Below are 22,589 nucleotides of genomic sequence, written 5' to 3'. Positions count from 1 at the left end.
AAGGGTTTCCCCGGAGCCATCACCGCGAACGCCGCGCGCGTAGCTCTCCGGTACCATTCCGACTCTGCCGCCCTTCGCGCCCATCCCCCATGTCCAACGCCGCTCCCGCCCGCCCCACTCCGCTGCAAGTCGACCTGGCGCGCCATATCGCGGAAGACATCGTGGCCCGGCGCCATGCGCCCGGCGACCACCTCTCGGAGGAAACGCTGGCGGCGAGCTACGAGGTCTCGCGCACGCCCGTGCGCGGCGCGCTCAAGCTGCTGGCCGCGCAGGGCCTCATCACGCACCGCCCCAATAGCGGCTACACGGTGGCGGCGCACGCGGCGGCCGCGCCTCCCGCCATCGAGGGCGCAGGCCCCACCCAGGACGAGCTGTACCGGCGCCTGATCGATGACCGCGCCTCGCGCGAGCTGCCGGAAACCTTTACCGAGCGCGACCTGCAGCAGCGCTATCCGGCGCCGCGCAGCGTGCTGGCCAAGACCCTGCTGCAGCTTTCCGCGGACGGCCTGATCGAAAAGCGCAAGGGCCATGGCTGGCAGTTCGCGCCGTCGCTGGAAAACCGCGACGCGCTCAACGAGAGCTACCGTTTCCGCATGACCGTCGAATGCGCCGGCCTGCTGGAGCCCACCTTCCGCCTGGACCGGGAAGCGCTGGCGCGCATGCGCGCCGCGCATGAAGCGCTGGCGGCGCGCAGCGACGCCGACATCTCGGCCACCGAGTTCTTCAATCTCAACGCCTCGTTCCACGAGATGCTGGCCCGCTTCTCGGGCAACCGCTACATCCTGCAGGCGGTGCAGCAGCAGAACCAGTTGCGCCGGCTGGAAGAGCACGCCGCGTTCTACCGCGACGCGCGCTTCATCAACTCCAGCAGCGAACACCTGCAGATCATCGACGCGCTCGAGGCCGGCGACCAGGAATGGGCTTCGCAGCTCATGCGGCGCCACTTGAAGACCTCGCTGCAAGTGTCTTAACCGCCCCATCTCCATCTTCATTCGTCCGCCAGCCCGCCGTAGCGGGTCTCCGGCACGCGTGACGCTCGCGCTGTGGATTGCCTTCGGGTCTTCTTGTATTGTATTTATCAATTGATTAATACAAAATAGAAACCCCGAATCTCCACATGCCGGAAGCCCCATGTCATCGTCAGCGCCTAATCCCACCCCCGCCATCAACGCCGAAGCCTATTGGATGCCCTTCACCGCGAACCGCCGCTACAAGCGCGCGCCCGTGCTGTTCAGCGCCGCCGAGGGCATGCACTACATCCGGCCGGACGGACGCCGCGTGCTGGACGGCATTGCGGGCCTGTGGTGCGTGAACGCCGGACACCGCCGCCCGGAAATCGTCGAGGCCATCGCCCGCACCGCCCATGAACTGGATTACGCGCCGTCGTTCCAGATGAGCCACCCACTGGCCTTCGAGCTGGCCGAGTCCTTGCGCCAGGAAGCGCCCGCCGGGTTCTCCAATGTGTTCTTCTCGAATTCCGGATCCGAAGCGGTGGATACCGCGCTGAAGATCGCGCTGGGCTATCACCGCGCGCGCGGACAGGGCCAGCGGGTGCGCCTGATCGGACGCGAACGCTCGTACCACGGGGTGGGGTTCGGCGGCCTGTCGGTGTCGGGCATCGCCGGCCACCGCAAGCCGTTCGGCAATCTGCTGCCCTACGTGGACCATCTGCCGCACACCTATGACCGCAGCCAGATGGCCTATACGCGCGGCCAGCCTGACTGGGGCGCCCACCTGGCCGATACGCTGGAGCGCATCGTCGCGCTGCACGACGCCTCCACCATCGCGGCCGTCATCGTGGAACCCGTGGCGGGTTCGACCGGGGTGCTGGTGCCGCCCAAGGGCTATCTGCAGAAACTGCGGCAGATCTGCGATGCGCACGGCATTCTGTTGATCTTCGACGAAGTGATCTGCGCCTTCGGCCGCATCGACGGCGCGTTCGCCTCATCGCACTTCGGCGTCACGCCGGACATCATCACCAGCGCCAAGGGGCTGACCAACGGCGCCATCCCCATGGGCGCCACGCTGGTGCAGCAGCATGTCTACGATGCCTTCATGCAGGGACCGGACAGCGCCATCGAGCTGTCGCACGGCTACACCTATTCCGGCCATCCGGTGGCCTGCGCCGCCGGCCTGGCGACCCTGGACATCTGTCGCCGCGAAGGCCTGTTCCAGCGCAGCCGCGAACTCTGGCGCTATTGGGAAGACGCGGCGCACAGCCTGAAGGGACTGCCGCACGTGGTGGACATCCGCAACATCGGCCTCCTGGCCGCCATCGAACTCGAACCGCTGGAAGGCAAGCCCGGCCAGCGGGCGTACGCCGTGCACCAGGCCTGCCTGGAACGCGGCTGCCTGATCCGTTCGGCGGGCGACACCATGCTGCTGTCGCCCCCGCTCATCATCGAGCGCGCGCAGATCGACGAATTGTTCTCGGTCTTGTCGGACGTGCTGCGCGCGGACGCCTGAGCGCCCGCCCTGCTTATGCCAGGTGCCGGGCCACCGCCTGGACCACCTGCCGCACGTCCGCGGCGGACACGTCCAGGTGCGTGACCAGGCGGGTCGGGCCGCCATACACGGCCCGCATCTGAATGCCGTCGGCAGCCAGCTTGGCGGTGAGTTCCTCGCAGCGCGCGGGCTCGAATTCCGCGAACACCATGTTGGTGTCCTGGCTCAATACCTTTACGCCCGGAATGGCGCGCAGCCCCTCCGCCAGCAGTCGGGCGTTCTCGTGGTCTTGCGCCAGGCGTTCCACGTTGTGCTCCAGCGCATACAGGCAAGCCGCGGCCAGCACGCCAGCCTGGCGCAAACCGCCGCCCAGCATCTTGCGCCAGCGGCGGGCGCGGGCGATGAGTTCGACGCTGCCTACCAGCACCGACCCCACGGGCGCGCCCAGGCCCTTGGAAAAACAGATGGACACCGTATCGAAGGGCGCGCACAGGTCCGCCACCGGCTTGCCGCTGGCGACCGCCGCATTGAACACGCGGGCGCCGTCCAGATGCGTCGCCAGGCCATGCTGGCGCGCCCAGGCCGTCGCGGCCTGCACGTAGCTGGCCGGAATCAGCTTTCCGTGGAAAGTGTTCTCCAGCGCCAGCAGCCGGGTACGGGCGAAATGCGCATCGCCCTCGGGCTTGAGCGCCGCGGCCAACTTGTCCAGCGGCAAGGTGCCATCGGCCGCATGTTCTATGGGCTGCGGCTGGATGCTGCCCAGCACGGCCGCCCCGCCCCCTTCATACTTGTAGGTGTGCGCGAGCTGGCCCACCAGGTACTCGTCGCCCCGCTCGCAATGGGCCATCAGCGCCCCCAGGTTGCTTTGCGTGCCTGACGGGAAGAACAGGCCGGCCGCCTTGCCCGTGCGCTCGGCAACCGCCTCCTGCAGGCGGATCACGGTCGGGTCATCGCCCATCACGTCATCGCCCAGGGGCGCGGATACCATGGCCTGCAGCATGGCTGCGGATGGCCGGGTGACGGTGTCGCTACGCAGATCGATCATGGAATGTCCCAGGATAGGAAAAGGAATTCAGAAAGCGTTTATTCGGCGCGCGCCGCCGGCGCCGCGCGGCTCACGACCCAGATGCCGGCCAGGATCAGCACCATGCCGCCCAGCTCGGCCGCGGTAGGCTGCTCGGACAGCAGCGCCCAGGCGAACAGCATCGCCACGACCGGCACGCCCAGGCTGGACAGGCCCGCGATAGACGCTGGCACCAGGCGCACCACCAGCAGCCAAAGCAGCCAGCCCGCGGCCGTCGCGATCAGCACGATGTAGGTCATGCCGGCCCATAGCTGCCAGCCCCACTGGGCGGGCATCTGCGGCACAAGAAAAGCGACCGGCGTCATGACCAGGCCGCCCAGCAGCATCTGCCAGGCCGTGAAAGTCATCACATCGGGCGCATGGCGTTCGAACATGCGCTTGGACAGCACGGTACCCACGCCCCAGCACAGGCCGCTGCCCAACCCCAGCAGCACGGGACGGATATCGCCCAGGCCGTTCCAGGGTTCGACGAAGCACACCAGGCCAATGGCGGCCAGCCCGATACCCAGTCCATGGCGCGCGGTGGGGCGGTCGCCCAGCAGCCACCATGCGAACAGGATCACCCAGAACGGCATCGTGTACGCCATGAGCGAGACCTTGCCCACTCCGCCCGACACCAGCGCGGTCTGCACAAAGCCCTGGAATCCGGCCGTCTGCGTCAGGCCGATCAACAAGGTCAGCTTCCAGGGCGGCATCGCCAGCGGCCGCCGCAGCGCGATGACCAGCGCGAACAGCACCAGGCCGCCCGAGACGTAGCGCAGCGCCACGAAGTCGAAGGGGCCGATGTAGGGAACGATCAGTTTCATCGCGATCCAGCTGCCCGCCCAGACCAGGATGGTGCTGAACATCAGGGCTAGCCCTGCACGATCGAAACTGCTGCGGCTCACTGGCACGGCTCCGTAGGGGAAATTCTGGACGCGAAAAAGCAAATACGCCCGTACCGGCGGTTCCGATACGGGCGTATGACATTATGCGCCTGCCTTGCCGCCTCCGGCGGCCGCAGGCGGGCCGTTCCCGTCCATCAAGTGGACGGGAACGATCACAGGGACTTGGCCAACTGGTCCAGGATGGCCGGGTTCTCCAGCGTGGAAACGTCCTGCGTGATTTCCTCGCCCTTGGCGACCACGCGCAACAGGCGGCGCATGATCTTGCCCGAGCGCGTCTTGGGCAGGTTGTCGCCGAAGCGGATGTCCTTGGGCTTGGCGATGGGGCCGATCTCCTTGGCCACCCAGTCGCGCAGCACCTTGGCGATGGCTTGCGCCTCGTCGCCTTCCGGACGCGAACGCTTGAGCACCACGAAGGCCACCACGGCTTCGCCCGTCGTGTCGTCCGGGCGGCCCACCACGGCGGCTTCCGCCACCAGCTCGTGCGCCACCAGCGCGGATTCGACTTCCATCGTGCCCAGGCGGTGGCCGGAGACGTTCAGCACGTCGTCGATGCGGCCCATGATCCAGAAATAGCCGTCCGCATCGCGCTGCGCGCCGTCGCCTGCCAGGTAGTAGCCGCGCAGTTCCGAGGGGAAGTAGCTCTTCTTGAAACGTTCCGGGTCGCCCCAGATGTTGCGGATCATGGCCGGCCACGGACGCTTGATGACCAGGAAGCCGCCATTGCCTTGCTCCACATCGCCACCCGTCTCGTCGACGATGGCCGCGGCGATGCCCGGCAGCGGCAAGGTGCAGGAACCCGGCTTGGTCGGCGTGGCGCCCGGCAGCGGCGTGATCATGTGGCCGCCGGTCTCGGTCTGCCACCAGGTGTCCACGATGGGGCAGCGCTCGCGGCCGATGTTCTTGTGATACCACATCCAGGCTTCGGGATTGATGGGTTCGCCCACCGTGCCGATGATGCGCAGGCTGTCCAGGTCGTAGTTCTGCGGATGCGCTTCGGGCGCGGCCTCGGCGGCCTTGATCAGCGAGCGGATCGCGGTGGGCGCGGTGTAGAACGTGGTGACCTTGTGGCGCGCGATCATGTCCCAGAAGCGGCCGGCGTTGGGATAGGTCGGCACGCCTTCGAACACCACCTGCGTCAGGCCCGCCGCCAGCGGGCCGTAAGTGATGTAGGTGTGGCCGGTAACCCAACCCACGTCGGCCGTGCACCAGTACACGTCGTCCTTGCGGGCGTCGAAGGTCCACTTCACGGTCAAGAGCGCCCACAGCAGATAGCCTGCCGAGGAATGCTGCACGCCCTTGGGCTTGCCGGTGGAGCCGGAGGTATAGAGGATGAAGAGCGGATGCTCGGCGTTGACCGGCACGGGCTCGCAGGTGTCGGGCTGGCCGGCCTCGACGTCATGCATCCAGAGGTCGCGGCCTTCGTTCCATTGCACCTTGCCGCCGGTGCGGCGGTACACGATGACCTTGGTCACGGCCTCGCAGCCGCCCATGGTGAAGGCTTCCTCGACCGCGGGCTTGAGCGGTATGGTCTTGCCGCCGCGCACCTGCTCGTCGGCGGTGATGACCAGCGACGCGCCCACGTCCATGATGCGCTCCTGCAGGCTCTTGGCCGAGAAGCCGCCGAACACCACCGAGTGCGTCACGCCCAGGCGCGCGCAGGCCTGCATGGCCACCACGGCTTCGATCGACATGGGCATGTAGATGATGGCGCGGTCGCCCTTCTTGTAGCCCAGCGCCTTCATGCCATTGGCGAAGCGGCAGACGCGCGCCAGCAATTCGCGGTAGCTGACCTTGTTGACCTTGCCGTCGTCGCTTTCAAAGATGATGGCGGTCTTGTCGGCGTTGCCGTTGGTCAGGTGCACGTCCAGACAGTTGGCCGACACGTTCAGTTCGCCATCGCCGAACCAGCGGTAGAACGGCGCGTCCGATTCGTCCAGGACCTGCGTGAACGGCTTGGTCCATTGCAGGTTGTCGCGCGCCTGCCCGGCCCAGAATCCGTCGAAATCGTTCTCGACCTGCGCGCACAGCGCGTTGTAGGCCTCCATGCTGGGAATCGCGGCGCCTTCCGCAGCGCGCTCGGGCGGCGGGAACACCCGGGTTTCCACCAGTACGGACTCAATAGCGTTCGACATGATCTTTGTCTCCAATCGGTAATTCTGTTTGTTTGTGCCGCTTGTTCATTACCCAACCGCAACCGTATCGCCACGCTCTTACGGGCACCTTACGCAAAATGCGGGCCGGAGCCCGCGACGCAAGGCCGGCGCGGGGTAATCAAGGCGTGCCGCCGCGCTCTCGACGCGGCGGCACCGGACAGTCCATAAGGATAGCAGCCTGCGCGACCCGCACGCCTCAGGCGGCGCGCCGTTCCAGCCCGCGCTTCACGTCCACGCGCGACAAAAGGATGAGGCCGCCCACGAAGAACAGGCCGGTGACCAGGATCGCCAGCCGGTGGTTGCCGTGCGTGGCCCAGGTCACCAGGCCGTAGGTCAGCGGACCGATCACCGCGGCCAACTGCACCGCGAAGGTCCACAGCGAATAGAACTCGGCCAGCCGGCCGGCGGGAGCCAAGGCGCCGGTCATGGCGCGGCCGGCGCTCTGCGTGGTGCCCATGCACAACCCGGCCAAGGTGGCGGCGACCCAGAACACGGGCGCGGTCACGGCGGCGTAGGCCACCAGCACCATCAGGATCCAGCCGCACAGCGTCAGGGCCAGCGCCGGCTTGTGGCCAATGCGGTCCTGCACGTAGCCGAACGAAAACGCGCCGGCCGCCGCGCCGATGTTCACGGTGAACACCAGCAGCATGATCTGCGGCGTGGTAAAGCCCATGACCTCCGAGGCATAGACCGCCGCCAGCGTGATTACCACCGAAATCCCCGCCTGGTAGCAGGCGATGCACATGAGCAGGCGGCGGAACTCCGGAAAGTGCTGGCCGGTTTCGCGCCAGGCATAGGCCAGGCGCTTGAGCATGTGCAGCGCTTCCTGCTTGCCGGCCTGCGGTTTCGCGCGTTCACGCAGCAGGAAGAAGGATGGCAGCGCCGCCAGCGCGAACACCGCGCAGGTGACCACGATCACCCACGGCACGAAATGCTCGGCGGTTTCACCGCGCCCCTCGGCCAGCGTCACGACCACCAGCGACAGGCCCAGCGTGAGCATGCCGCCGCAATAGCCGAAGCTCCAGCCCCAGCCCGAAACCCGCCCCAGCGCGGAGGGCCGCGCGAGTTCCGGCAGGAAGGCCGCGACCACGGACTCGCCGACGCAATAGCAGTAGTTGGAAACGACGATGGCGGCCAGCGCCAGCCAGACGTCCCCAGGCCCAGCCTGCGTCAGCACCAGCGTGGCGGCCACGCAGCCCACCGTGCTCGTAAAGAGCAAGCGACGCTTGCTGGCGCGCGCATCGGCGCGGGCGCCCAGCGTGGGCATGGTCAGCATGATGAGCAGGTAGGACAGCGACAGCGCCGCGGTCCAGGCCAGCGTGGCCCACGGGGCGCGCCCGCCGACCACACCGACGAAATAAGTGCTGAACACCGCCGTGAGGATCACGGTGGTGTAGCCGGAATTGGCGAAGTCGTACATGGCCCAGGCCCAGACCTCGCGTTTGGCCACACCGGGATTCAGGGGGCCGTCGCCCCCTGGCCCGGCGTTCTGCGCGGACGCGCCGGCCGGCGCATCCGACGGCTCGCCGTGGCTCATAGGCCCAGGGCGGCGATGCCAGCTTGAGCGATCAGCACGTCTTCGCTCGACTTCACGCCCGACACGCCGACCGCGCCGACCACGTGGCCATCGGCCACGACCGGCACGCCGCCTTCCAGCAGGCCGTCGATCAAGGGGGCCGACAGGAACGAGTAGCGGCCGTTGTTGATCATTTCCTCGTAGACGCGCGATTCGCGGCGGCCGAGCGCCGCGGTCTTGGCCTTGGCCGGCGCGATGTGCGCCGAAATCGGAGCCGCGCCGTCCAGGCGCAGCATGCCCAGCAGATGGCCGCCATCATCGACCACGGAGATCGTAACGGCCCACTTGTTCTGCAGGGCGTGTGCTTCGGCCGCAGCCAAAATCTTCTTGACGTCTTCGGCGCTCAGCACGGGCTTGGTATTCATTGCAGCGACTCCTTTATTTGTTCCAGGGCGGTGGGATCTTCTATGGTGGTCAGATCGCCGGGATCGCGTCCTTCGCATACCGCGACGATCGCGCGGCGCAGGACCTTGCCGGAACGGGTCTTGGGCAATGCGCCCACGAACCGGATCCTGGCGGGCCTCGCCACCGCTCCCAGCTGCTCTTCCACCAGCCGCATGATATCGCCTTCCAGGCGCTTTGCCCCTTCTTCAGTCTCGGCCCCGGCGGGATTCTTGAGCACGGCGAACGCCATCGCGACCTGGCCCTTGAGCGAGTCCGCCACGCCCACCACCGCGCACTCGGCAATCGCGTTGTGGCTGTTGACGGATTCCTCGATCTCGCGCGTACCCAGCCGGTGGCCCGCCACGTTGATCACATCGTCCGTGCGGCCCAGGATGAACCAGTAGCCGTCGGCGTCCACCAGCCCCCAATCGAAGGTCGAATACACCTGGCGGCCGGGAATGGACGTGAAGTAGGTCTGCACGAAACGCTCGTCGTCGCCCCAGATGGTGGACATGGCGCCCGGCGGCAGCGGCGGCACGATGGCCACCACGCCTTTCTGGTCGGGGCCCAGGTCCTCGCCGGTGGACTCGCTGACGATGCGCGCGTCAAAACCGTACACCGGGAACGACGGGCTGCCGAAGCGCGTCGGGACTTTTTCCACGCCAGGCTGGGCCGACAGGATCGGCCAACCCGATTCCGTCTGCCAGTAATTGTCGATGATGGGCTTGCCCAGGCCCCCTGAAATCCATTGCGCGGTCGGCTCGTCCAGCGGTTCGCCCGCCAGGTAGACCGCGCGCAACGAGGACAGGTCGTGGCGCTTGAGCAGCTCCGGATCCTGGCGCTTGAGCACGCGCACCGCCGTCGGCGCCGAGAACAGGGTGTTCACGCCGAACTGCTCCACCAGCTTCCACAGGATGGCGCCGTCCGGACGCACCGGCGTGCCTTCATACAGCACCGTCGCCTGCCCGCCGATCAGGGGGCCGTAGATGATGTAGGAGTGGCCGACCACCCAGCCGATGTCGCTGGTGCAGAAGAAGGTATCGCCAGCGCGGCCGTCGAACAGGTATTCCATGGACGAGGCCAGCGCCACGGCGTAGCCGCCGGTATCGCGCTGCACGCCCTTGGGCTTGCCGGTGGTGCCGGAGGTATAGAGGATGTAGCTGGGCTCCGAGGACTCCAGCCATTCCACAGGCACCCGCGCGCCCAGATGCCGCTGGCGCAGGGTCGCGTAATCCAGGTCGCGTCCTGCGACGGGTTCGAACGGCGCCAGGCCGCGATCGAACACCACCACCGAGGCCGGCGGCGTCTTGGCCAGCGCCAGTGCGCGGTCCAGCAGGGGCTTGTAGGGCACGACCTTGCCGCCGCGCGAACCGCCGTCGGTGCAGACCACCACCTTGGGCGCCGCGTCGTCGATGCGCTGGGCCAGGTTGACCGAGGCGAAGCCGCCAAACACCACCGAGTGCACCGCGCCGATCCGCGCGCACGCCAGCATGGTGAACACGGCTTCCGGCACCATGGGCATGTACAGCAGCACCCGGTCGCCGCGCCCCACCCCCAGCTCCTTGAGCATGGCCGCGGCGGCGTTGACCTCTTCGTACATTTCCTGGCGCGTGTAGACACGCTCCCGGTCGACCTCGGTGGACACCCAGATCAGGGCCGGCGCGTCGGCCTGGGTCGGCAGCCAGCGGTCGACGGCGTTGTAGCAGAGATTGGTGCGCCCGCCCGTGAACCACTTGGCGAACGGCGGCCGGGAGAAGTCCAGCACGGACTCGAAAGGCGTCTCCCAGTGAATGCGGCCGGCCTCTTCCCGCCAGAAAGCGTCGCGGTCGTGTATCGAGCGGTAATGGAAATCCCGGGTTTTTTGCATTTATGTCTCCTGTTATCTTTCTTAGGCCTTAAGGCTGATTGATTTCTTCTCTGATCCTTCGGCCATTCTGGTAGGCAAACCTTGCACGAGGCTTGCCGCAAGTCAAAATGTTCTACCAAATGTCCACGCTGCATGGACATTAACGCCGGTTTCGTAACGAACTGGTCTTAAAAGTTTGGTAGAATCCCCGCGAAGTTGTAGAACAATGTTGATTTTGCTGACATCTCGGCCACATTCACGGCGAATTCCGTGTTTTTTGCCGTTATCTGCAAATCACCCCCAGGCGCATGCATCGACACTCCAACCACGCGAGACTGAATCCTTCCTCCGGCCAAGCAACTCGCGGTCTGCGCTTGCTGGCGTTGGTTGCATGCGTGGTGGGTCTGGCAGGTTGTGCCGCTACAAATCAAAAGTCAACCGCCCATACGTCCGAGATTGACCCCTACGAGACGGAATGGGTCGCCACCTCCGATGATCCCATCGGCGTACTGGTAAGCCAGAAATTCAAGCGCGAACGCCAGAAGACCCACTCGGGCGTCAATAGCGACAACGCCCTGGTCAGCGAAGCCCTGAACCATCTTGGCATCCGCTACCGCTTCGGCGGCAACTCCCCCGACACCGGATTCGACTGCAGCGGCTTGGTCACGTACACCGCCGAACGCTCGCTGGGCCTGAAGCTGCCCCGCAACGCCGCTGAAATGGCGCAGCAAGGCGTCTCGATCGCCAAGAACGAACTGAAGGCCGGCGACCTGGTGTTCTTCAATACGCTGGGCCGCCGCTACTCGCACGTGGGTATCTACCTGGGCGACGACCGCTTCGTGCACTCGCCCAGCGCCGGCGGCGTGGTCCGCGTGGAAAACATGACCATGGCCTACTGGTCCAAGCGCTACAACGGCGCGCGCCGCCTGGACAACAGCCTGATGGCTTCCGCCCGCGCCTCCAACTGATACGCTCCCAGGATAGCCGCCAGGCTCTCCCCGCCACAAGCAAAACGCCGCCGGACTTTCCAGTCCGGCGGCGTTTTTTTACATCTCTTCGCGGCGTTTTGGGCCGCAGGCCGTTCCGGCCTCCCCAGTTTTTGTTAGGCGGCGGCAGACCGTGTTTTCAATGCACCGAGCCTGCCCGCTGGCACAGGCCGCATTGCTGCAGGGCCTGCTGCATGCTGCACACCGAACGCCGACAAGCGACGACCCGGATACCGCCACGTTGCGCGGCGTTGCGGAAGGTTTTCATGACGTTATGGCCCAGGAAGTCGGTCAGCAGGATGACCAGCTGGGTGCCCGAGGGCAATTGCAACGTCTTCTTTTGATGCGAGGGATCACGCCCGCTGATATGGTGCGTGATCGAAATGTTGTGCCCTTTGAGCAGATCCGGAATGTTGCCGAGGCGGTCGGCGCCCACTACCACTGCACTTAATCCTGCCGTCATGATGAACCTCACTGGGTCGTTGAGACTGGATGTAATGATAATGATTCCTATTTTTTAGTCAACTCAAATGAGATCCGTTCTTATTTAATTATTTTTATGAGCATATGGAAGGGGATAGGGCGGACCGTGTCGCGGCAAGAAAAAGGCGCGCCACCCAACGGCGTCGCGCCTCCAATCCCCGAGGAAACGGCCTGCTACTTGGGCGTCCCCTGCACCGCTTCCGTCACCACCGCGCGGGTCAGCGAAGGCGCCAGCATCTCCAGGAAGGTGTAGACGTAGTCGCGCAGAAACACCCCTGCCTTCACGCCCACGCGGGTCGTATGCGTGCCGAACAGATGGCCCACCGGCAGGCCCACCAGATTGCTGTCGCGGCGCGGATCGTAGGCCACGCCAGCAATGATGCCGATGCCCAGGCCCACGTCGACATAGGTCTTGATGACGTCGGCATCGATGGCTTCCAGCACGATATCGGGATGGATGCCCTGGTTGGCGAAGATCTCATCGATGGTGCTGCGGCCGGTGAAGGCGCGGTCATAGGTCACGATGGGATATTCGGCCAGTTGCGCCAGCGACAGGCGCTTGGCGGCGCTGGAGGTCAGTTCGGCCAGGGGATGATCCGGGCGCACCACCACGGTGTGTTCCCAGGCATAGACCGGCAAGGTCGCGAGGCCCGGCGTCAAGGCCAGTGATTCCGTCGCCAGTGCCAGGTCGGCCTGTTCGTGCAGGACCATCTCGGCCAGTTGCGCGGGGCTGCCTTCGGCCAGCGACAGGTGCACCTTGGGGAATTGCTTGCGGAATGCGGGAATCACGCGGGGCAGCAGATAGCGCGCCTGGGTGTGGGTGCAAGCGATGACCAGGCCGCCCTCGTCGCGGCGCGCGAACTCGTCGCTGACCTTCTTCAGGTTGTCCACTTCGCGCATGATGCGGTCGATGACCTGCGACACCGCCAGGCCGGGCTTGGTCAGCCCCTTGATGCGCTTGCCGTGCCGTTCGAAGATCTTGATGCCCAGTTCGTCCTCGAACTCGATGATCGCCTTGGAAACGCCGGGCTGCGAGGTGTAGAGCATCCGGGCGGCTTCGGTCAGATTGAAGTCGCGCCGGATGGTTTCGCGGACAAAACGAAATTGCTGCAGGTTCATGAATTGGCCCCTGTTAGACGGGCCAATTATAAGTAATAAGGGCGCCTCGTTATATAACTTATTTATATAAGCTTACATGCAAGGCGTCCCCAGTTCAGCGCATCGAGATCGTGGTGTTCACGCTCTTGGCATGGGCCGACCAGCGCGCGGTGACGGTCTTGGTCTGCGTCCAGAACTGCACGGCCTGCTTGCCGTTGGGGCCCAGGTCGCCCAGCTTGGAACCGCGCGAACCGGTGAAGCTGAACCAGGCCACCGGCACCGGGATCGGCACATTGATGCCGACCTGGCCGACGTCGATGTTGTTCTGGAAGTAGCGCGCCGCGCCGCCATCCTGGGTGAACAGCGCCACACCGTTGCCGTTGGGATTGCGGTTGATGAACGCGACCGCGTCCTCCAGCGTTTCAACGCCCACCACGCACAGGACCGGCCCGAAGATTTCCTCGGTGTAGATGGTCATGTTTTCGGTGACGCCGTCGAAAATCGTCGGGCCCACGAAGTTGCCCTGCTCGAAACCGGCGACCTTCAGGCTGCGGCCGTCCAGCAGCAGCTTGGCGCCTTCGTCCACACCCTTCTGGATCAGGCTTTCGACGCGCTTCTTGGCGTTGGGCGAAACCAGGGGACCGAGATCGGCCTCGCGATCCATGCCGGAATTGACCTTGAGCTTCTTCGAGCGTTCGACGAAGTCAGGCAGCCAGTTGCGGGCTTCACCCACCAGCACGGCCACGGACGAGGCCATGCAGCGCTGGCCGGCAGCGCCGAAGGCAGCGCCCACCAGCTGGTTCAGCGCGACCTCGGGATCGGCGTCCGGCAGGATCACGCAGTGGTTCTTGGCGCCCATCATGGACTGGCAGCGCTTGCCGGCGGCGGAGGCGCGGTTGTAGATCTCGGTGCCGACGCGGGTCGAGCCGATGAACGAGACCGCCTTGATGTCGGGGTGTTCGCACAGGCCGTTGGCGGTTTCCGGGCCGCCGTGCACCACGTTCAGCACGCCCGGCGGCAGGCCGGCTTCCAGCGCCAGCTGCGCCAGGAACAGCGAGGACGTCGGATCCTGCTCGGAAGGCTTGAGGACGAAGGTGTTGCCGCAGGCCACGGCGATCGGGAACATGAAGCAAGGCAGCATGACCGGGAAGTTGAACGCGGTGATGCCCGCGCACACGCCCAGCGGCTGGATCAGCGTGTAGACGTCGATGCCGGAAGCGGCATTCTCGGCGTATTCGCCCAGTTGCAGGTTGGCGATGGAGCAGGCGTGCTCCACCACTTCCAGGCCGCGGCCGACTTCGCCCTCGGCGTCCGGCAGGGTCTTGCCGTGCTCGCGGGTGATCATTTCGGCCAGCTTGCCGGAGTTGGCGCGCAGCAGTTCCTGGAACTTCAGCATGACGCGCATGCGAGCGCCCTGCCCGCTGTTGCGCCAGGTCTTGAAAGCCTCCTTGGCGTTGGAGACGGCCAGGTCCAGCTCTTCGCGCGTGGCGAAGGGCACCTTGGCGACGACCTCCTGGGTAGCGGGATTGATCACGTCCCGCCATTCGGTGGTTTTGGACTGCACGAGCTTGCCGCCGATCAATAGCGGAACGCGGGGGACTTCACTCATTTGATGCTCCTCACACTGCATGGTCGATGCGGATGGAATCCGCATACATGGATGGTGAGGCGCCGGCGGCAAGGGCCTGCCGGCGCCCCGGGTTTACTTCTTGACCAGCGGGCAGCTCGAATCCGCCAGCGGCTGGAAGGCTTCGGCGGCCGGAATGGTGGCCACCAGCTTGGAATAGTCCCAACCACCCTTGGACTCGGACGGCTTCTTCACTTCATACAGGTACATGTCGTGGATCACACGGCCATCGGGACGGATGGAAGCGTTGCGCATGATCGGATCCTCGATGGGCAGGGCGCGCATCTTGTCGGCCACCACCTTGCCGTCGGTGCTGCCGGAAGCGGCCACCGAGCGCAGGTAATGCCGCACGCTGGAGTACACGCCCGCCTGCGTCATGGTCGGCTTGAGGCCGCGGAAGGCCTTCTCGAAGCGCGCGGACCACTGGCGCGTGGCATCGTCGTAATCCCAGTAGAAGCCGTCCACGTAGGACAGGCCCTGGGCGCTTTCCAGGCCCAGCGCGCGCAGGTCCGACAGGAAAATCAGCAGCGACACCAGGCGCTGGCCGCCGGCCACGATGCCGAATTCGCGCGCCTGCTTGACCGCGTTGACGGTGTCCTGGCCGCCATTGGCCAGGGCCACGACCTGGGCCTTGGAGGCCTGCGCCTGCAGCAGGTAGGACGCGAAGTCCGGGGCGTTCAGGGGATGGCGCACGCTGCCGGCCACAGTGCCGCCCAGCGCCTGCACGGCCTTGGCCGTGTCGGCTTCCAGCGAGTGGCCGAAGGCGTAGTCCACGGTGATGAAGTACCAGGACTTGCCGCCCGCCTTCACCGTGGCCTTGGCGCCGCCCGCGGACTGCGAGTAGGTGTCGAACATCCAGTGAAAGCCCACCGGCGAGCATTCCTTGTTGGTCAGCGCCGTGGTGGCGGGACCGGAGAACATCACCACTTTGTTCTTTTCGCGCGCGATGCCATGCACCGCCAGCGCCACCGCGGAATTGGTCAGGTCGGCGATGGCGGTGACGCCGTCGCGGTCGAACCATTCGCGCGCCTTGGCCGCGCCCACGTCGGCCTTGTTCTGGTTGTCCGCGGACACCAGCTCGATCTTCATGCCCTTGCATTCCGCGGCCAGGCAGTCGTCGATGGCCAACTGCGCCGCCGCCACCGAACCAGGCCCACCCATGCCGGCGTAGGTGCCAGACATGTCCGTCAGAATGCCGATCTTCACTGGCGGCTTATCCGCCGCCTGCGCCTGGCCGACCAATGCGGCGCCCAGACACAAGCCTACGGCCAGCCCGCGTGCGTGCAATTTCATGGATTTGTCTCCTGAGTTTTATGCGTTATGGCGCCGTCTTCGCGGCCTGCGGTCCCGGGGGGTTCAGACCCCGGAGAGCCTGGCTACAGGCCCCAAGCCCGCCGACCCAGTGTAGATGTGTGAAAATCAACAAGCAACACTAGAAATGCACATTCCTTGTGCATTCATGCACAAGCAAATTTGACCGGCGGCGCAGCGCGCAGCCGGGCCTGGAGAGCCGGAAAGTGCTTGATTGGGACAGCCTGAGATATTTCCTGGAAGTGGCCCGCACCCAGCGGGTGAGCGCCGCGGCGCGCAAGCTTGGCGTCGAGCACACGACGGTGTCGCGGCGCATCCGCGCGCTGGAAGCGGAGCTGGACACCCTGCTGTTCGAGAAGTCGCGCAGCGCGGGCTTCGTGCTGACCGAAGACGGCCAGCGCCTGTTCGTGCATGCCGAACAGATGGAGAGCACGGTGCACTCCGCCCGCGAAAACCTGTCGGGCATCGGCCAGGCGCTGTCGGGGCATTTGCGCATCGGCGCCACCGAGGGCTTCGGCAGCTATGTGCTGACGCCGCTGGCGGCGGACTTCCAGCGGCGCTATCCGCACATCACGCTGGACATCCTGCCGGTGCCGCGCTTTGTCAGCCTGTCCAAGCGCGAAGCCGACCTGGCCATCACCATCGAGCGCCCCCAGCGCGGCCCCTATGTGTGCAGCAAGCTGTGCGACTACACGCTGCGCCTGTACGGCACGCCCGGCTATCTGGCCAGCCACCCGCCGATCCGCGAGCGCGCGGACCTGGCCGACCACACCTTCATCGGCTACGTCGACGAACTGCTGTTCAGCGAGCGGCTGCGCTATCTGGAAGACCTGCTGCCCGCCAGCAAGGTGGTGTTGCGCAGCACCAGCGTGGTGGCGCAGTACCACGCCGCGCTGCAGGGCCAGTCGCTGGCGATCCTGCCCTGCTTCATCGCCGCGCAGGACCCGCGGCTCACGCCGGTGCTGGCGGACGAGGTCGAGATCACGCGCTCGTTCTGGATGTATTGCCATGAAGACCTGCGCAAGCTCAAGCGCGTGACGGCCCTGTGGGAATTCATCCGCAAGTCGGTGCTAAGGAACGCCGACCTGCTGGCCGGCAAGGGCGGCACGATGAAGTACCTGCCCTGAAAAAACCGCGGCCCGCGCTGGGCGGGCCGCAAGGCGTTGGATGTGCCGGCGTCAGGCGCTGTTCTTGGGCGCCTTCACGCGCAAGCGCCGCATCAGCAGGAAGAAGGTCAGCATCGCCACCAAGGCATGGATCGCCCACACGCCCACGCCGAAGCTCAGCTTGCCGTTGGAGATCCAGGCGCGCGACAGGTTCATCAGGTTCATGTAGAGCAGGCCCACCAGGCCGGCGATGAGCAGGTCGCCCGAACGCCCCAGCCGCGGATTGACGGCGCCCAGCGGAATCGCCAGCAGCGCAAGGTTCAGCGCGGCCAGCGGCAACGAGACCCGCCACATCACTTGCGACCAGCTGCTGTTGGTGTTGTCCGCGATCAGTTGCGAGGTGGTGCGCGCCTTGGCGGAACGTTCCGCGTTGGCGCGCGCTTCGGCCACGGGATCTCCGCCCGACTTGCTTTCCAGGCGCAGGCCGTACTTGTCGAAGTGCACCAGCCGGATCTCGGGCGTGCCCGGCTTCAGGTCATAGCGATGGCCTTCGCCCAGCACCAGGAAGCGGTCGCCATTGGGCAAAGTTTCGCTGTGGGCCTTGCTGGCGGTCAGCACGCTGAGCCATTCGGGGCCATTTTCGCGCGCGAACACGTTGCCCAGTTCGTCGCTGGGTTCCAGGGGATCCTCGGCGAAGAACACACGGTTGCCGCCGGACGATTCCGCGAACTGGCCGGCCGTGACCTTGGACAGGTCGGACCGCTGCTCGAAGCGTTCATGGTATTCGCCGATCTGGCGGTACGCCCAGGGCGCCGCCACCAGCGTCAGCCCCGCCACCGCCAGCGCCACCGGGATGGCGACGCGCAGCACCGGCCGGAACCAATCGGCCAGCGACAGGCCGCTGGCGAACCACACCACCATTTCGGATTCGCGGTAATTGCGGGTGACGGTGGTGAGGACCGCGATGAAGACGGAGACCGCGAGAATGGTCGGCAATGCGGTGATGGTCGACAGCGCGGCCAGCACCACCACGACGTCCGCCCCGATGTTGCCGCCCGCGGCTTCGCCGAGCAGGCGCACGAGCAGCACGCTGAGCCATACGATGAGCAACGTGGAAAAGACAACGCCAGCGTGACTGGTGATCTCGCTGACGACAGAGCGTTTGAATAGAGACATGGGAGAATATGCGGGATAATCGACCGCATTCTACACAGACGTACACGGGAAACCCTCATGGAATTTAGCACACAGACCACTGCTTCCCTGCACCAAGTCAAGACCGCCGCCCTGGCCGTCGGGGTCTATGCGGAAGGCGTGTTGAGCCCCGCCGCCGATCTCATCGACCGCGCTTCCAACGGCGCCGTGCGTTCGGTGGTCAAGGCCGAGTTCCGCGGCCGCGCCGGCTCCACGCTGACCCTGCGCAACCTGCCCGGCGTGTCCGCGCAGCGCGTGGTGCTGGTCGGCCTGGGCAAGCAGGAAGAATATTCGGCCCGCGCCCACGCTTCGGCCGAGCAGGCCTTCGCCGCGGCCTGCGTATCGGCCCAGTTGGCCGAAGGCGTGTCCACGCTGGTCGCCAACCCGATCGCGGACGTGGCCGTCATCGCGCGCGCGCGCAGCGCCGCGATCGCAGCCGGCAACGCCACCTATCACTACGACGCCAGCTTCGGCAAACCCGACCGCGACGCCCGTCCCAAGCTCAAGAAGATCGTCCAGGTGGTCGAGCGCGCCGACGCGGCCCAGGCCCAGAAGGGCCTGCGCGAAGGCGGCGCCATCGCCAACGGCATGGACCTGACCCGCACGCTGGGCAACCTGCCCGGCAATATCTGCACGCCGACCTACCTGGGCGAAACGGCCAAGCGCCTGGCCCGCGAGTTCAAGTCGCTGAAGGTGGAAGTGCTGGACCGCAAGCAGGTCGAAGCGCTGGGCATGGGCTCGTTCCTGTCGGTCGCGCGCGGTTCCGAGGAAGCGCTGCGCTTCATCGTCCTGCGCCATGCCGGCAGCAAGACCGCCAAAAAGACCGCCAAGGGCGCGCAAGGCCCCATTGTGCTGGTCGGCAAGGGCATCACCTTCGATGCCGGCGGCATCTCGCTCAAGCCCGCCGCCACCATGGACGAAATGAAGTACGACATGTGCGGCGCCGCCAGCGTGCTGGGCTCGTTCCGCGCCCTGGCCGAACTGGAGCTGCCGCTGGACGTGGTGGGCCTGATCCCCGCTTGCGAAAACCTGCCCAGCGGCAAGGCCAACAAGCCGGGCGACGTGGTCACCAGCATGGCCGGCCTGACCATCGAAATCCTGAACACCGACGCCGAAGGCCGGCTGGTGCTGTGCGACGCGCTGACCTACGCCGAACGCTTCAAGCCGTCCGCCGTCATCGACATCGCCACCCTGACCGGCGCTTGCGTGGTGGCCCTGGGCAACGTCAACAGCGGCCTGTTCTCCAAGGACGACGCCCTGGCCGACGCGCTGGCCGCGGCCGGCCGCCAGTCGCTGGACACCGCATGGCGCATGCCGATGGACGACGCCTACCAGGAACAGCTCAAGTCCAACTTCGCCGATCTCGCCAACATCGGCGGTCCTCCGGCGGGCGCGGTCACGGCGGCCTGCTTCCTGTCGCGCTTTGCCACCTCGTACCGCTGGGCCCACCTGGACATCGCCGGCACCGCCTGGCGCGGCGGCAAGGACAAGGGCGCCACTGGCCGCCCCGTGCCGCTCCTGATGCAGTACCTGCTGGACCAGGCTTGAAACGGCAGCAACGGAACCCGGCATGACGCGCATCGACTTCGCCTTCGGCGCGCCCGACCGCTTGCGCACCGCCTGCCAGGTGGTGCGCAAGCGCTACCTGGCAGGGCAGCGGCTGGTGGTGTACTGTAGGGATGGCTCCCGCCTGGCCGCGTTCGACCGCATGCTCTGGGCCTTCGACGACACGTCTTTCGTGCCGCACGTGCTGGCCAACGATCCGCTGGCGGGCGAGACCCCGGTGATTCTCACCGCCGGCGATCCGCAACAGGCGGCCGCCGCGGCGAGCCAGGGCGGACAGCCCCAGCCGTCCTGGCTGCTGAACCTGGACCTCGACTGCCCTCCGGGTTTCGAAGCCTTCGAGCGCCTGCTTGAAATCGTCTCGGATGACCCCGAGGACAAGCAGGCCGCCCGCCAGCGTTGGCGAACCTACCTGGCCGCGGGCCACACGCCGCAAAGCCACGACCTCAGCCGCCAGCAGCCGGACGGCTGAACGCGCCGGGCTTGCGGCGCGCCACCTCGATCATCCGGGAGCCATCATGCCCTCTCGCCACGCCGACCCCGGCATCCCTACCCTGACCCAGCGGGCCGAGCCCGCGCTCTACCCGCCGGCTTCCCCGGACGACGCGGACATGCCCGTGCTGACCGAACTGGCCGACGATGGCGCGCAGGATCATGACGACGACGCCTTTCCGCTCCTGACGGAAGTGGCGGACGGCGACCATGCGTCCCCTGATATCATTCCACCGGCAGCCGCCGTCCCTGCTACGCCCTATGCCGCGCCGGACGCCACGGTTCTGAGCGCCCGCCTGCAGGCCGAGGTCGAACAGCTGATGCGCGAGGCCCTGGCCGAAGCCATCGAACAGATCCAGGCCCGCATGGACGCGGAATTGCCGCGCATCGTCGCCCGGGTGCTGCAGGACGTCAGGCCGGGTTGACCCGTCTGGAACCTATTTCCCGCCTCTGGTCTAATCCTAGGCAGAACTGGATTCTTCAGGGAACTGTAAGGTATCCTTCCCATCTAAGCCTTCTAGGCAACCATTACTCTGCCGCACACAGGAGTTCTCAATGAACGAATATCGTCCGTCCCCTTTTAACCGTTCCGGCGCCGTGGCCGGCGCGCCGGGCGAGGTCGCGCGCAACCAGGTGCTGCGCAACACCTATTGGCTTCTGGCGCTCTCGCTGATCCCGACCGTGCTGGGCGCGGCCGTGGGCATGTACACCGGCATCAACCGCATCATGGGCGCAAGCCCCGGCCTGTCCGCCATCGTGTTCCTGGTGGGCGCCTTCGGCCTGATGTTCGCGATCGAAAAGAACAAGAACAGCTCGCTGGGCGTGGTCCTGCTGCTGGCCTTCACGTTCTTCATGGGCGTGATGCTGTCGCGCCTGCTGGGCTTCGTCATGGGCATGAGCAACGGCTCGCAGCTGGTCATGACGGCCTTCGGCGGCACCGCGATCGTGTTCGGCACGATGGCCACGCTGGCCACCACCATCAAGCGCGACCTGTCGGGATTGCAGAAATTCCTGTTCATCGGCGCGGTCGTGATCCTGGTGGCGGCCCTGGCCAACATCTTCCTGCAGCTGCCGGCGCTGATGCTGACCATCTCGGTCCTGGCCATCGTCATCTTCTCGGCCTTCATGCTGGTCGACCTGCAGCGCGTGGTCAACGGCGGCGAAACCAACTACGTGTCCGCCACGCTGGCCATCTACCTGGACGTCTACAACGTCTTCTCGAACCTGCTGATGCTGCTGGGCATCTTCGGCGGCAACCGCGAGTAATCGAAACGCTGCCAAAGCGGCACAAAGAGCCTACATTCACGTGTAGGCTCTTTTTCTTTATCTTGGGCCTACATTCACGTGTAGGCTCTTTTTCTTTATCTTGGGCCTACATTCACGTGCAGGCCCTTTTTCTTTGCCGCGCCCGCCCCCTCCCGCTGGAGCCACGCCATGCCCGACCGCCGCCGCTTCCTCCAGACCGCTGCCGCCGCCGCCCTGACCGGTTCCGCCTTGCCGGCTCGCGCCCTCAGCGTGGTGACGCCCATGCACAGGCGGAACATACCCGCCTCTGGCGAGGCGCTGCCTGTCATCGGCTTGGGTACCGCCGACACCTTCAACGTGTCCCCCGCGGACAAGGCCGCCATGGCGCCGCTGGCGCAGGTGCTGGACACGCTGCTGCAAAAGGGCGGCAAGCTGATCGACACGGCTCCCAGCTACGGGCAGGCGGAAGCGGTCACCGGCGCGCTGCTGGCGCGCGACGGCGGCTTGCGGAGCAAGACCTTCCTGGCGACCAAGATCGGCACGCAGGGCCACGAATCGGCCATGCGCCAGGTGCGCCAATCGCAACAGGCGCTGGGCAGCGACAAGCTCGACCTGGTCCAGGTGCACAACCTGATCGACACCGCCAACCAACTGGCGCTGCTGCGCGAACTGAAACAGCAACGCGTGATCCGCTACCTGGGCATCACGCACTACACCGACCACGCCCACGACGAGCTGACCGAACTGGTGGAACGGGAAAAGCCCGATTTCCTGCAGGTCAACCTGTCCGTGGTCGACCGCGGCGCCGAAAAACGCCTGTTGCCCGCCTGCCAGGCCCACGGTGTCGCAGTGCTGATCAACCGCCCGTTCCAGGACGGCGCGCTGTTCCGCCGGGTCAAGGGCATGGCGCTGCCGCCGCTGGCCGCCGAGCTCGATTGCGGGTCCTGGGCGCAGATCTTCCTGAAATTCATCATCGGCCATCCCGCGGTCACCGCCGTCATTCCGGCCACCTCCAAGCCGGCCAACATGGCGGACAACGCGCAGGCCGGCTTCGGGCCGCTGCCGGACGCCGCCATGCGGGAACGCATCGCTGCCCTGCTGGCCTGACG

At 66.1% G+C, this 22,589-nt stretch carries 20 protein-coding genes; 9 read left to right on the top strand and 11 right to left on the bottom strand.

The annotated features are described in order from the left end of the window. Positions 1 to 89: 89 nt before the first annotated feature. Both ACZ5YA_RS30750 and aptA read left to right on the top strand, forming a co-directional pair. Positions 90 to 971 carry a GntR family transcriptional regulator gene (locus ACZ5YA_RS30750; protein ID WP_464091663.1) on the top strand — a complete coding sequence of 294 codons (882 nt, stop codon included), beginning with the start codon at positions 90 to 92 and terminating at the stop codon, positions 969 to 971. A 160-nt stretch (positions 972 to 1,131) separates the two neighbouring features. Beyond that, entirely contained in the window at positions 1,132 to 2,466 is a 1,335-nt protein-coding gene (gene aptA / locus ACZ5YA_RS30745; RefSeq protein ID WP_059374726.1) for an omega-aminotransferase AptA, read from the top strand. A 13-nt stretch (positions 2,467 to 2,479) separates the two neighbouring features. Here aptA and ltaE read toward each other — a convergent pair whose 3' ends face one another. From ltaE to ACZ5YA_RS30715, 6 genes are all read right to left on the bottom strand, one after another. Further along, the gene (ltaE, locus tag ACZ5YA_RS30740; RefSeq protein ID WP_251877368.1) at positions 2,480 to 3,490 is read right to left on the bottom strand and encodes a low-specificity L-threonine aldolase; all 1,011 of its coding nucleotides are present in this window, start codon (positions 3,488 to 3,490) and stop codon (positions 2,480 to 2,482) included. A 38-nt stretch (positions 3,491 to 3,528) separates the two neighbouring features. After that, positions 3,529 to 4,416 (bottom strand): DMT family transporter, encoded by an 888-nt coding sequence (locus ACZ5YA_RS30735; protein WP_118931830.1) that lies wholly within the window; start codon positions 4,414 to 4,416, stop codon positions 3,529 to 3,531. A 152-nt stretch (positions 4,417 to 4,568) separates the two neighbouring features. Beyond that, positions 4,569 to 6,548 (bottom strand): acetate--CoA ligase, encoded by a 1,980-nt coding sequence (gene acs, locus ACZ5YA_RS30730; protein WP_059374732.1) that lies wholly within the window; start codon positions 6,546 to 6,548, stop codon positions 4,569 to 4,571. 217 nt (positions 6,549 to 6,765) lie between these two features. Next, entirely contained in the window at positions 6,766 to 8,106 is a 1,341-nt protein-coding gene (locus tag ACZ5YA_RS30725; RefSeq protein WP_059374734.1) for an MFS transporter, read from the bottom strand. Beyond that, positions 8,103 to 8,510 (bottom strand): GlcG/HbpS family heme-binding protein, encoded by a 408-nt coding sequence (locus tag ACZ5YA_RS30720; protein ID WP_042792413.1) that lies wholly within the window; start codon positions 8,508 to 8,510, stop codon positions 8,103 to 8,105. Before ACZ5YA_RS30720 ends, ACZ5YA_RS30725 begins: the two co-directional genes overlap by 4 nt. Beyond that, positions 8,507 to 10,396, bottom strand: a complete 1,890-nt coding sequence (locus tag ACZ5YA_RS30715) for a propionate--CoA ligase (RefSeq protein ID WP_059374737.1) — start codon at positions 10,394 to 10,396, stop codon at positions 8,507 to 8,509. Before ACZ5YA_RS30715 ends, ACZ5YA_RS30720 begins: the two co-directional genes overlap by 4 nt. A gap of 287 nt (positions 10,397 to 10,683) precedes the next feature. Here ACZ5YA_RS30715 and ACZ5YA_RS30710 point away from each other — a divergent pair, with 287 nt between their 5' ends. Further along, positions 10,684 to 11,343: a C40 family peptidase gene (locus tag ACZ5YA_RS30710; RefSeq protein WP_059374739.1), complete on the top strand. Its 660-nt coding sequence runs from the start codon at positions 10,684 to 10,686 to the stop codon at positions 11,341 to 11,343. Positions 11,344 to 11,500: 157 nt separating this feature from the next. On the opposite strand, the gene ACZ5YA_RS30705 is transcribed toward ACZ5YA_RS30710, so the two are convergent. The 4 genes from ACZ5YA_RS30705 to ACZ5YA_RS30690 all read right to left on the bottom strand — a co-directional run bounded on the left by ACZ5YA_RS30705 (position 11,501) and on the right by ACZ5YA_RS30690 (position 15,862). Next, complete coding sequence (locus ACZ5YA_RS30705) at positions 11,501 to 11,824, bottom strand: DUF2325 domain-containing protein (protein WP_054451313.1); 324 nt, start codon at positions 11,822 to 11,824, stop codon at positions 11,501 to 11,503. 194 nt (positions 11,825 to 12,018) lie between these two features. After that, positions 12,019 to 12,963, bottom strand: a complete 945-nt coding sequence (locus ACZ5YA_RS30700) for a CysB family HTH-type transcriptional regulator (RefSeq protein WP_054450660.1) — start codon at positions 12,961 to 12,963, stop codon at positions 12,019 to 12,021. A 94-nt stretch (positions 12,964 to 13,057) separates the two neighbouring features. Then, positions 13,058 to 14,551, bottom strand: a complete 1,494-nt coding sequence (locus ACZ5YA_RS30695) for a CoA-acylating methylmalonate-semialdehyde dehydrogenase (protein WP_059374741.1) — start codon at positions 14,549 to 14,551, stop codon at positions 13,058 to 13,060. Between the two features lie 93 nt (positions 14,552 to 14,644). Further along, positions 14,645 to 15,862: an ABC transporter substrate-binding protein gene (locus tag ACZ5YA_RS30690; protein ID WP_464091662.1), complete on the bottom strand. Its 1,218-nt coding sequence runs from the start codon at positions 15,860 to 15,862 to the stop codon at positions 14,645 to 14,647. A 224-nt stretch (positions 15,863 to 16,086) separates the two neighbouring features. Between ACZ5YA_RS30690 and ACZ5YA_RS30685 the strand changes: the two genes are divergently transcribed. Next, the gene (locus ACZ5YA_RS30685; protein ID WP_306633719.1) at positions 16,087 to 17,007 is read left to right on the top strand and encodes a LysR family transcriptional regulator; all 921 of its coding nucleotides are present in this window, start codon (positions 16,087 to 16,089) and stop codon (positions 17,005 to 17,007) included. Between the two features lie 51 nt (positions 17,008 to 17,058). On the opposite strand, the gene lptF is transcribed toward ACZ5YA_RS30685, so the two are convergent. Beyond that, positions 17,059 to 18,162: an LPS export ABC transporter permease LptF gene (gene lptF, locus ACZ5YA_RS30680; protein ID WP_059374747.1), complete on the bottom strand. Its 1,104-nt coding sequence runs from the start codon at positions 18,160 to 18,162 to the stop codon at positions 17,059 to 17,061. Between the two features lie 57 nt (positions 18,163 to 18,219). Here lptF and ACZ5YA_RS30675 point away from each other — a divergent pair, with 57 nt between their 5' ends. The 5 genes from ACZ5YA_RS30675 to ACZ5YA_RS30655 all read left to right on the top strand — a co-directional run bounded on the left by ACZ5YA_RS30675 (position 18,220) and on the right by ACZ5YA_RS30655 (position 22,587). Beyond that, on the top strand, positions 18,220 to 19,728 hold the full coding sequence (locus ACZ5YA_RS30675; protein ID WP_059374749.1) for a leucyl aminopeptidase: 1,509 nt from the start codon (positions 18,220 to 18,222) through the stop codon (positions 19,726 to 19,728). 22 nt (positions 19,729 to 19,750) lie between these two features. Continuing rightward, complete coding sequence (locus ACZ5YA_RS30670; RefSeq protein WP_464091661.1) at positions 19,751 to 20,215, top strand: DNA polymerase III subunit chi; 465 nt, start codon at positions 19,751 to 19,753, stop codon at positions 20,213 to 20,215. A gap of 46 nt (positions 20,216 to 20,261) precedes the next feature. Beyond that, a complete protein-coding gene (locus ACZ5YA_RS30665) occupies positions 20,262 to 20,660 on the top strand; it encodes a hypothetical protein (protein ID WP_118931834.1) in 399 nt (132 codons plus the stop codon). 130 nt (positions 20,661 to 20,790) lie between these two features. Next, on the top strand, positions 20,791 to 21,501 hold the full coding sequence (locus ACZ5YA_RS30660; protein WP_054450644.1) for a Bax inhibitor-1/YccA family protein: 711 nt from the start codon (positions 20,791 to 20,793) through the stop codon (positions 21,499 to 21,501). Positions 21,502 to 21,669: 168 nt separating this feature from the next. Further along, positions 21,670 to 22,587 carry an aldo/keto reductase gene (locus ACZ5YA_RS30655; RefSeq protein ID WP_464091660.1) on the top strand — a complete coding sequence of 306 codons (918 nt, stop codon included), beginning with the start codon at positions 21,670 to 21,672 and terminating at the stop codon, positions 22,585 to 22,587. The last annotated feature ends 2 nt before the right edge of the window (positions 22,588 to 22,589 follow it).

Source organism: Achromobacter sp. JCM 18799 (genome assembly GCF_055395645.1).
This window is presented reverse-complemented; position numbering and strand designations above follow the sequence as displayed.

Bases quoted from the DNA above. Each gene is read 5' to 3' on its own strand.
- ACZ5YA_RS30750 (WP_464091663.1), top strand. From the start codon at position 90: ATGTCCAACGCCGCTCCCGCCCGCCCCACTCCGCTGCAAGTCGACCTG.
- ACZ5YA_RS30655 (WP_464091660.1), top strand. From the start codon at position 21,670: ATGCCCGACCGCCGCCGCTTCCTCCAGACCGCTGCCGCCGCCGCCCTG.
- ACZ5YA_RS30705 (WP_054451313.1), bottom strand. From the start codon at position 11,824: ATGACGGCAGGATTAAGTGCAGTGGTAGTGGGCGCCGACCGCCTCGGC.
- ACZ5YA_RS30675 (WP_059374749.1), top strand. From the start codon at position 18,220: ATGGAATTTAGCACACAGACCACTGCTTCCCTGCACCAAGTCAAGACC.
- ACZ5YA_RS30660 (WP_054450644.1), top strand. From the start codon at position 20,791: ATGAACGAATATCGTCCGTCCCCTTTTAACCGTTCCGGCGCCGTGGCC.
- ACZ5YA_RS30720 (WP_042792413.1), bottom strand. From the start codon at position 8,510: ATGAATACCAAGCCCGTGCTGAGCGCCGAAGACGTCAAGAAGATTTTG.
- ACZ5YA_RS30695 (WP_059374741.1), bottom strand. From the start codon at position 14,551: ATGAGTGAAGTCCCCCGCGTTCCGCTATTGATCGGCGGCAAGCTCGTG.
- ACZ5YA_RS30670 (WP_464091661.1), top strand. From the start codon at position 19,751: ATGACGCGCATCGACTTCGCCTTCGGCGCGCCCGACCGCTTGCGCACC.
- lptF (WP_059374747.1), bottom strand. From the start codon at position 18,162: ATGTCTCTATTCAAACGCTCTGTCGTCAGCGAGATCACCAGTCACGCT.
- ACZ5YA_RS30710 (WP_059374739.1), top strand. From the start codon at position 10,684: ATGCATCGACACTCCAACCACGCGAGACTGAATCCTTCCTCCGGCCAA.
- acs (WP_059374732.1), bottom strand. From the start codon at position 6,548: ATGTCGAACGCTATTGAGTCCGTACTGGTGGAAACCCGGGTGTTCCCG.
- aptA (WP_059374726.1), top strand. From the start codon at position 1,132: ATGTCATCGTCAGCGCCTAATCCCACCCCCGCCATCAACGCCGAAGCC.
- ACZ5YA_RS30690 (WP_464091662.1), bottom strand. From the start codon at position 15,862: ATGAAATTGCACGCACGCGGGCTGGCCGTAGGCTTGTGTCTGGGCGCC.
- ACZ5YA_RS30715 (WP_059374737.1), bottom strand. From the start codon at position 10,396: ATGCAAAAAACCCGGGATTTCCATTACCGCTCGATACACGACCGCGAC.
- ACZ5YA_RS30700 (WP_054450660.1), bottom strand. From the start codon at position 12,963: ATGAACCTGCAGCAATTTCGTTTTGTCCGCGAAACCATCCGGCGCGAC.
- ACZ5YA_RS30725 (WP_059374734.1), bottom strand. From the start codon at position 8,106: ATGAGCCACGGCGAGCCGTCGGATGCGCCGGCCGGCGCGTCCGCGCAG.
- ACZ5YA_RS30665 (WP_118931834.1), top strand. From the start codon at position 20,262: ATGCCCTCTCGCCACGCCGACCCCGGCATCCCTACCCTGACCCAGCGG.
- ltaE (WP_251877368.1), bottom strand. From the start codon at position 3,490: ATGATCGATCTGCGTAGCGACACCGTCACCCGGCCATCCGCAGCCATG.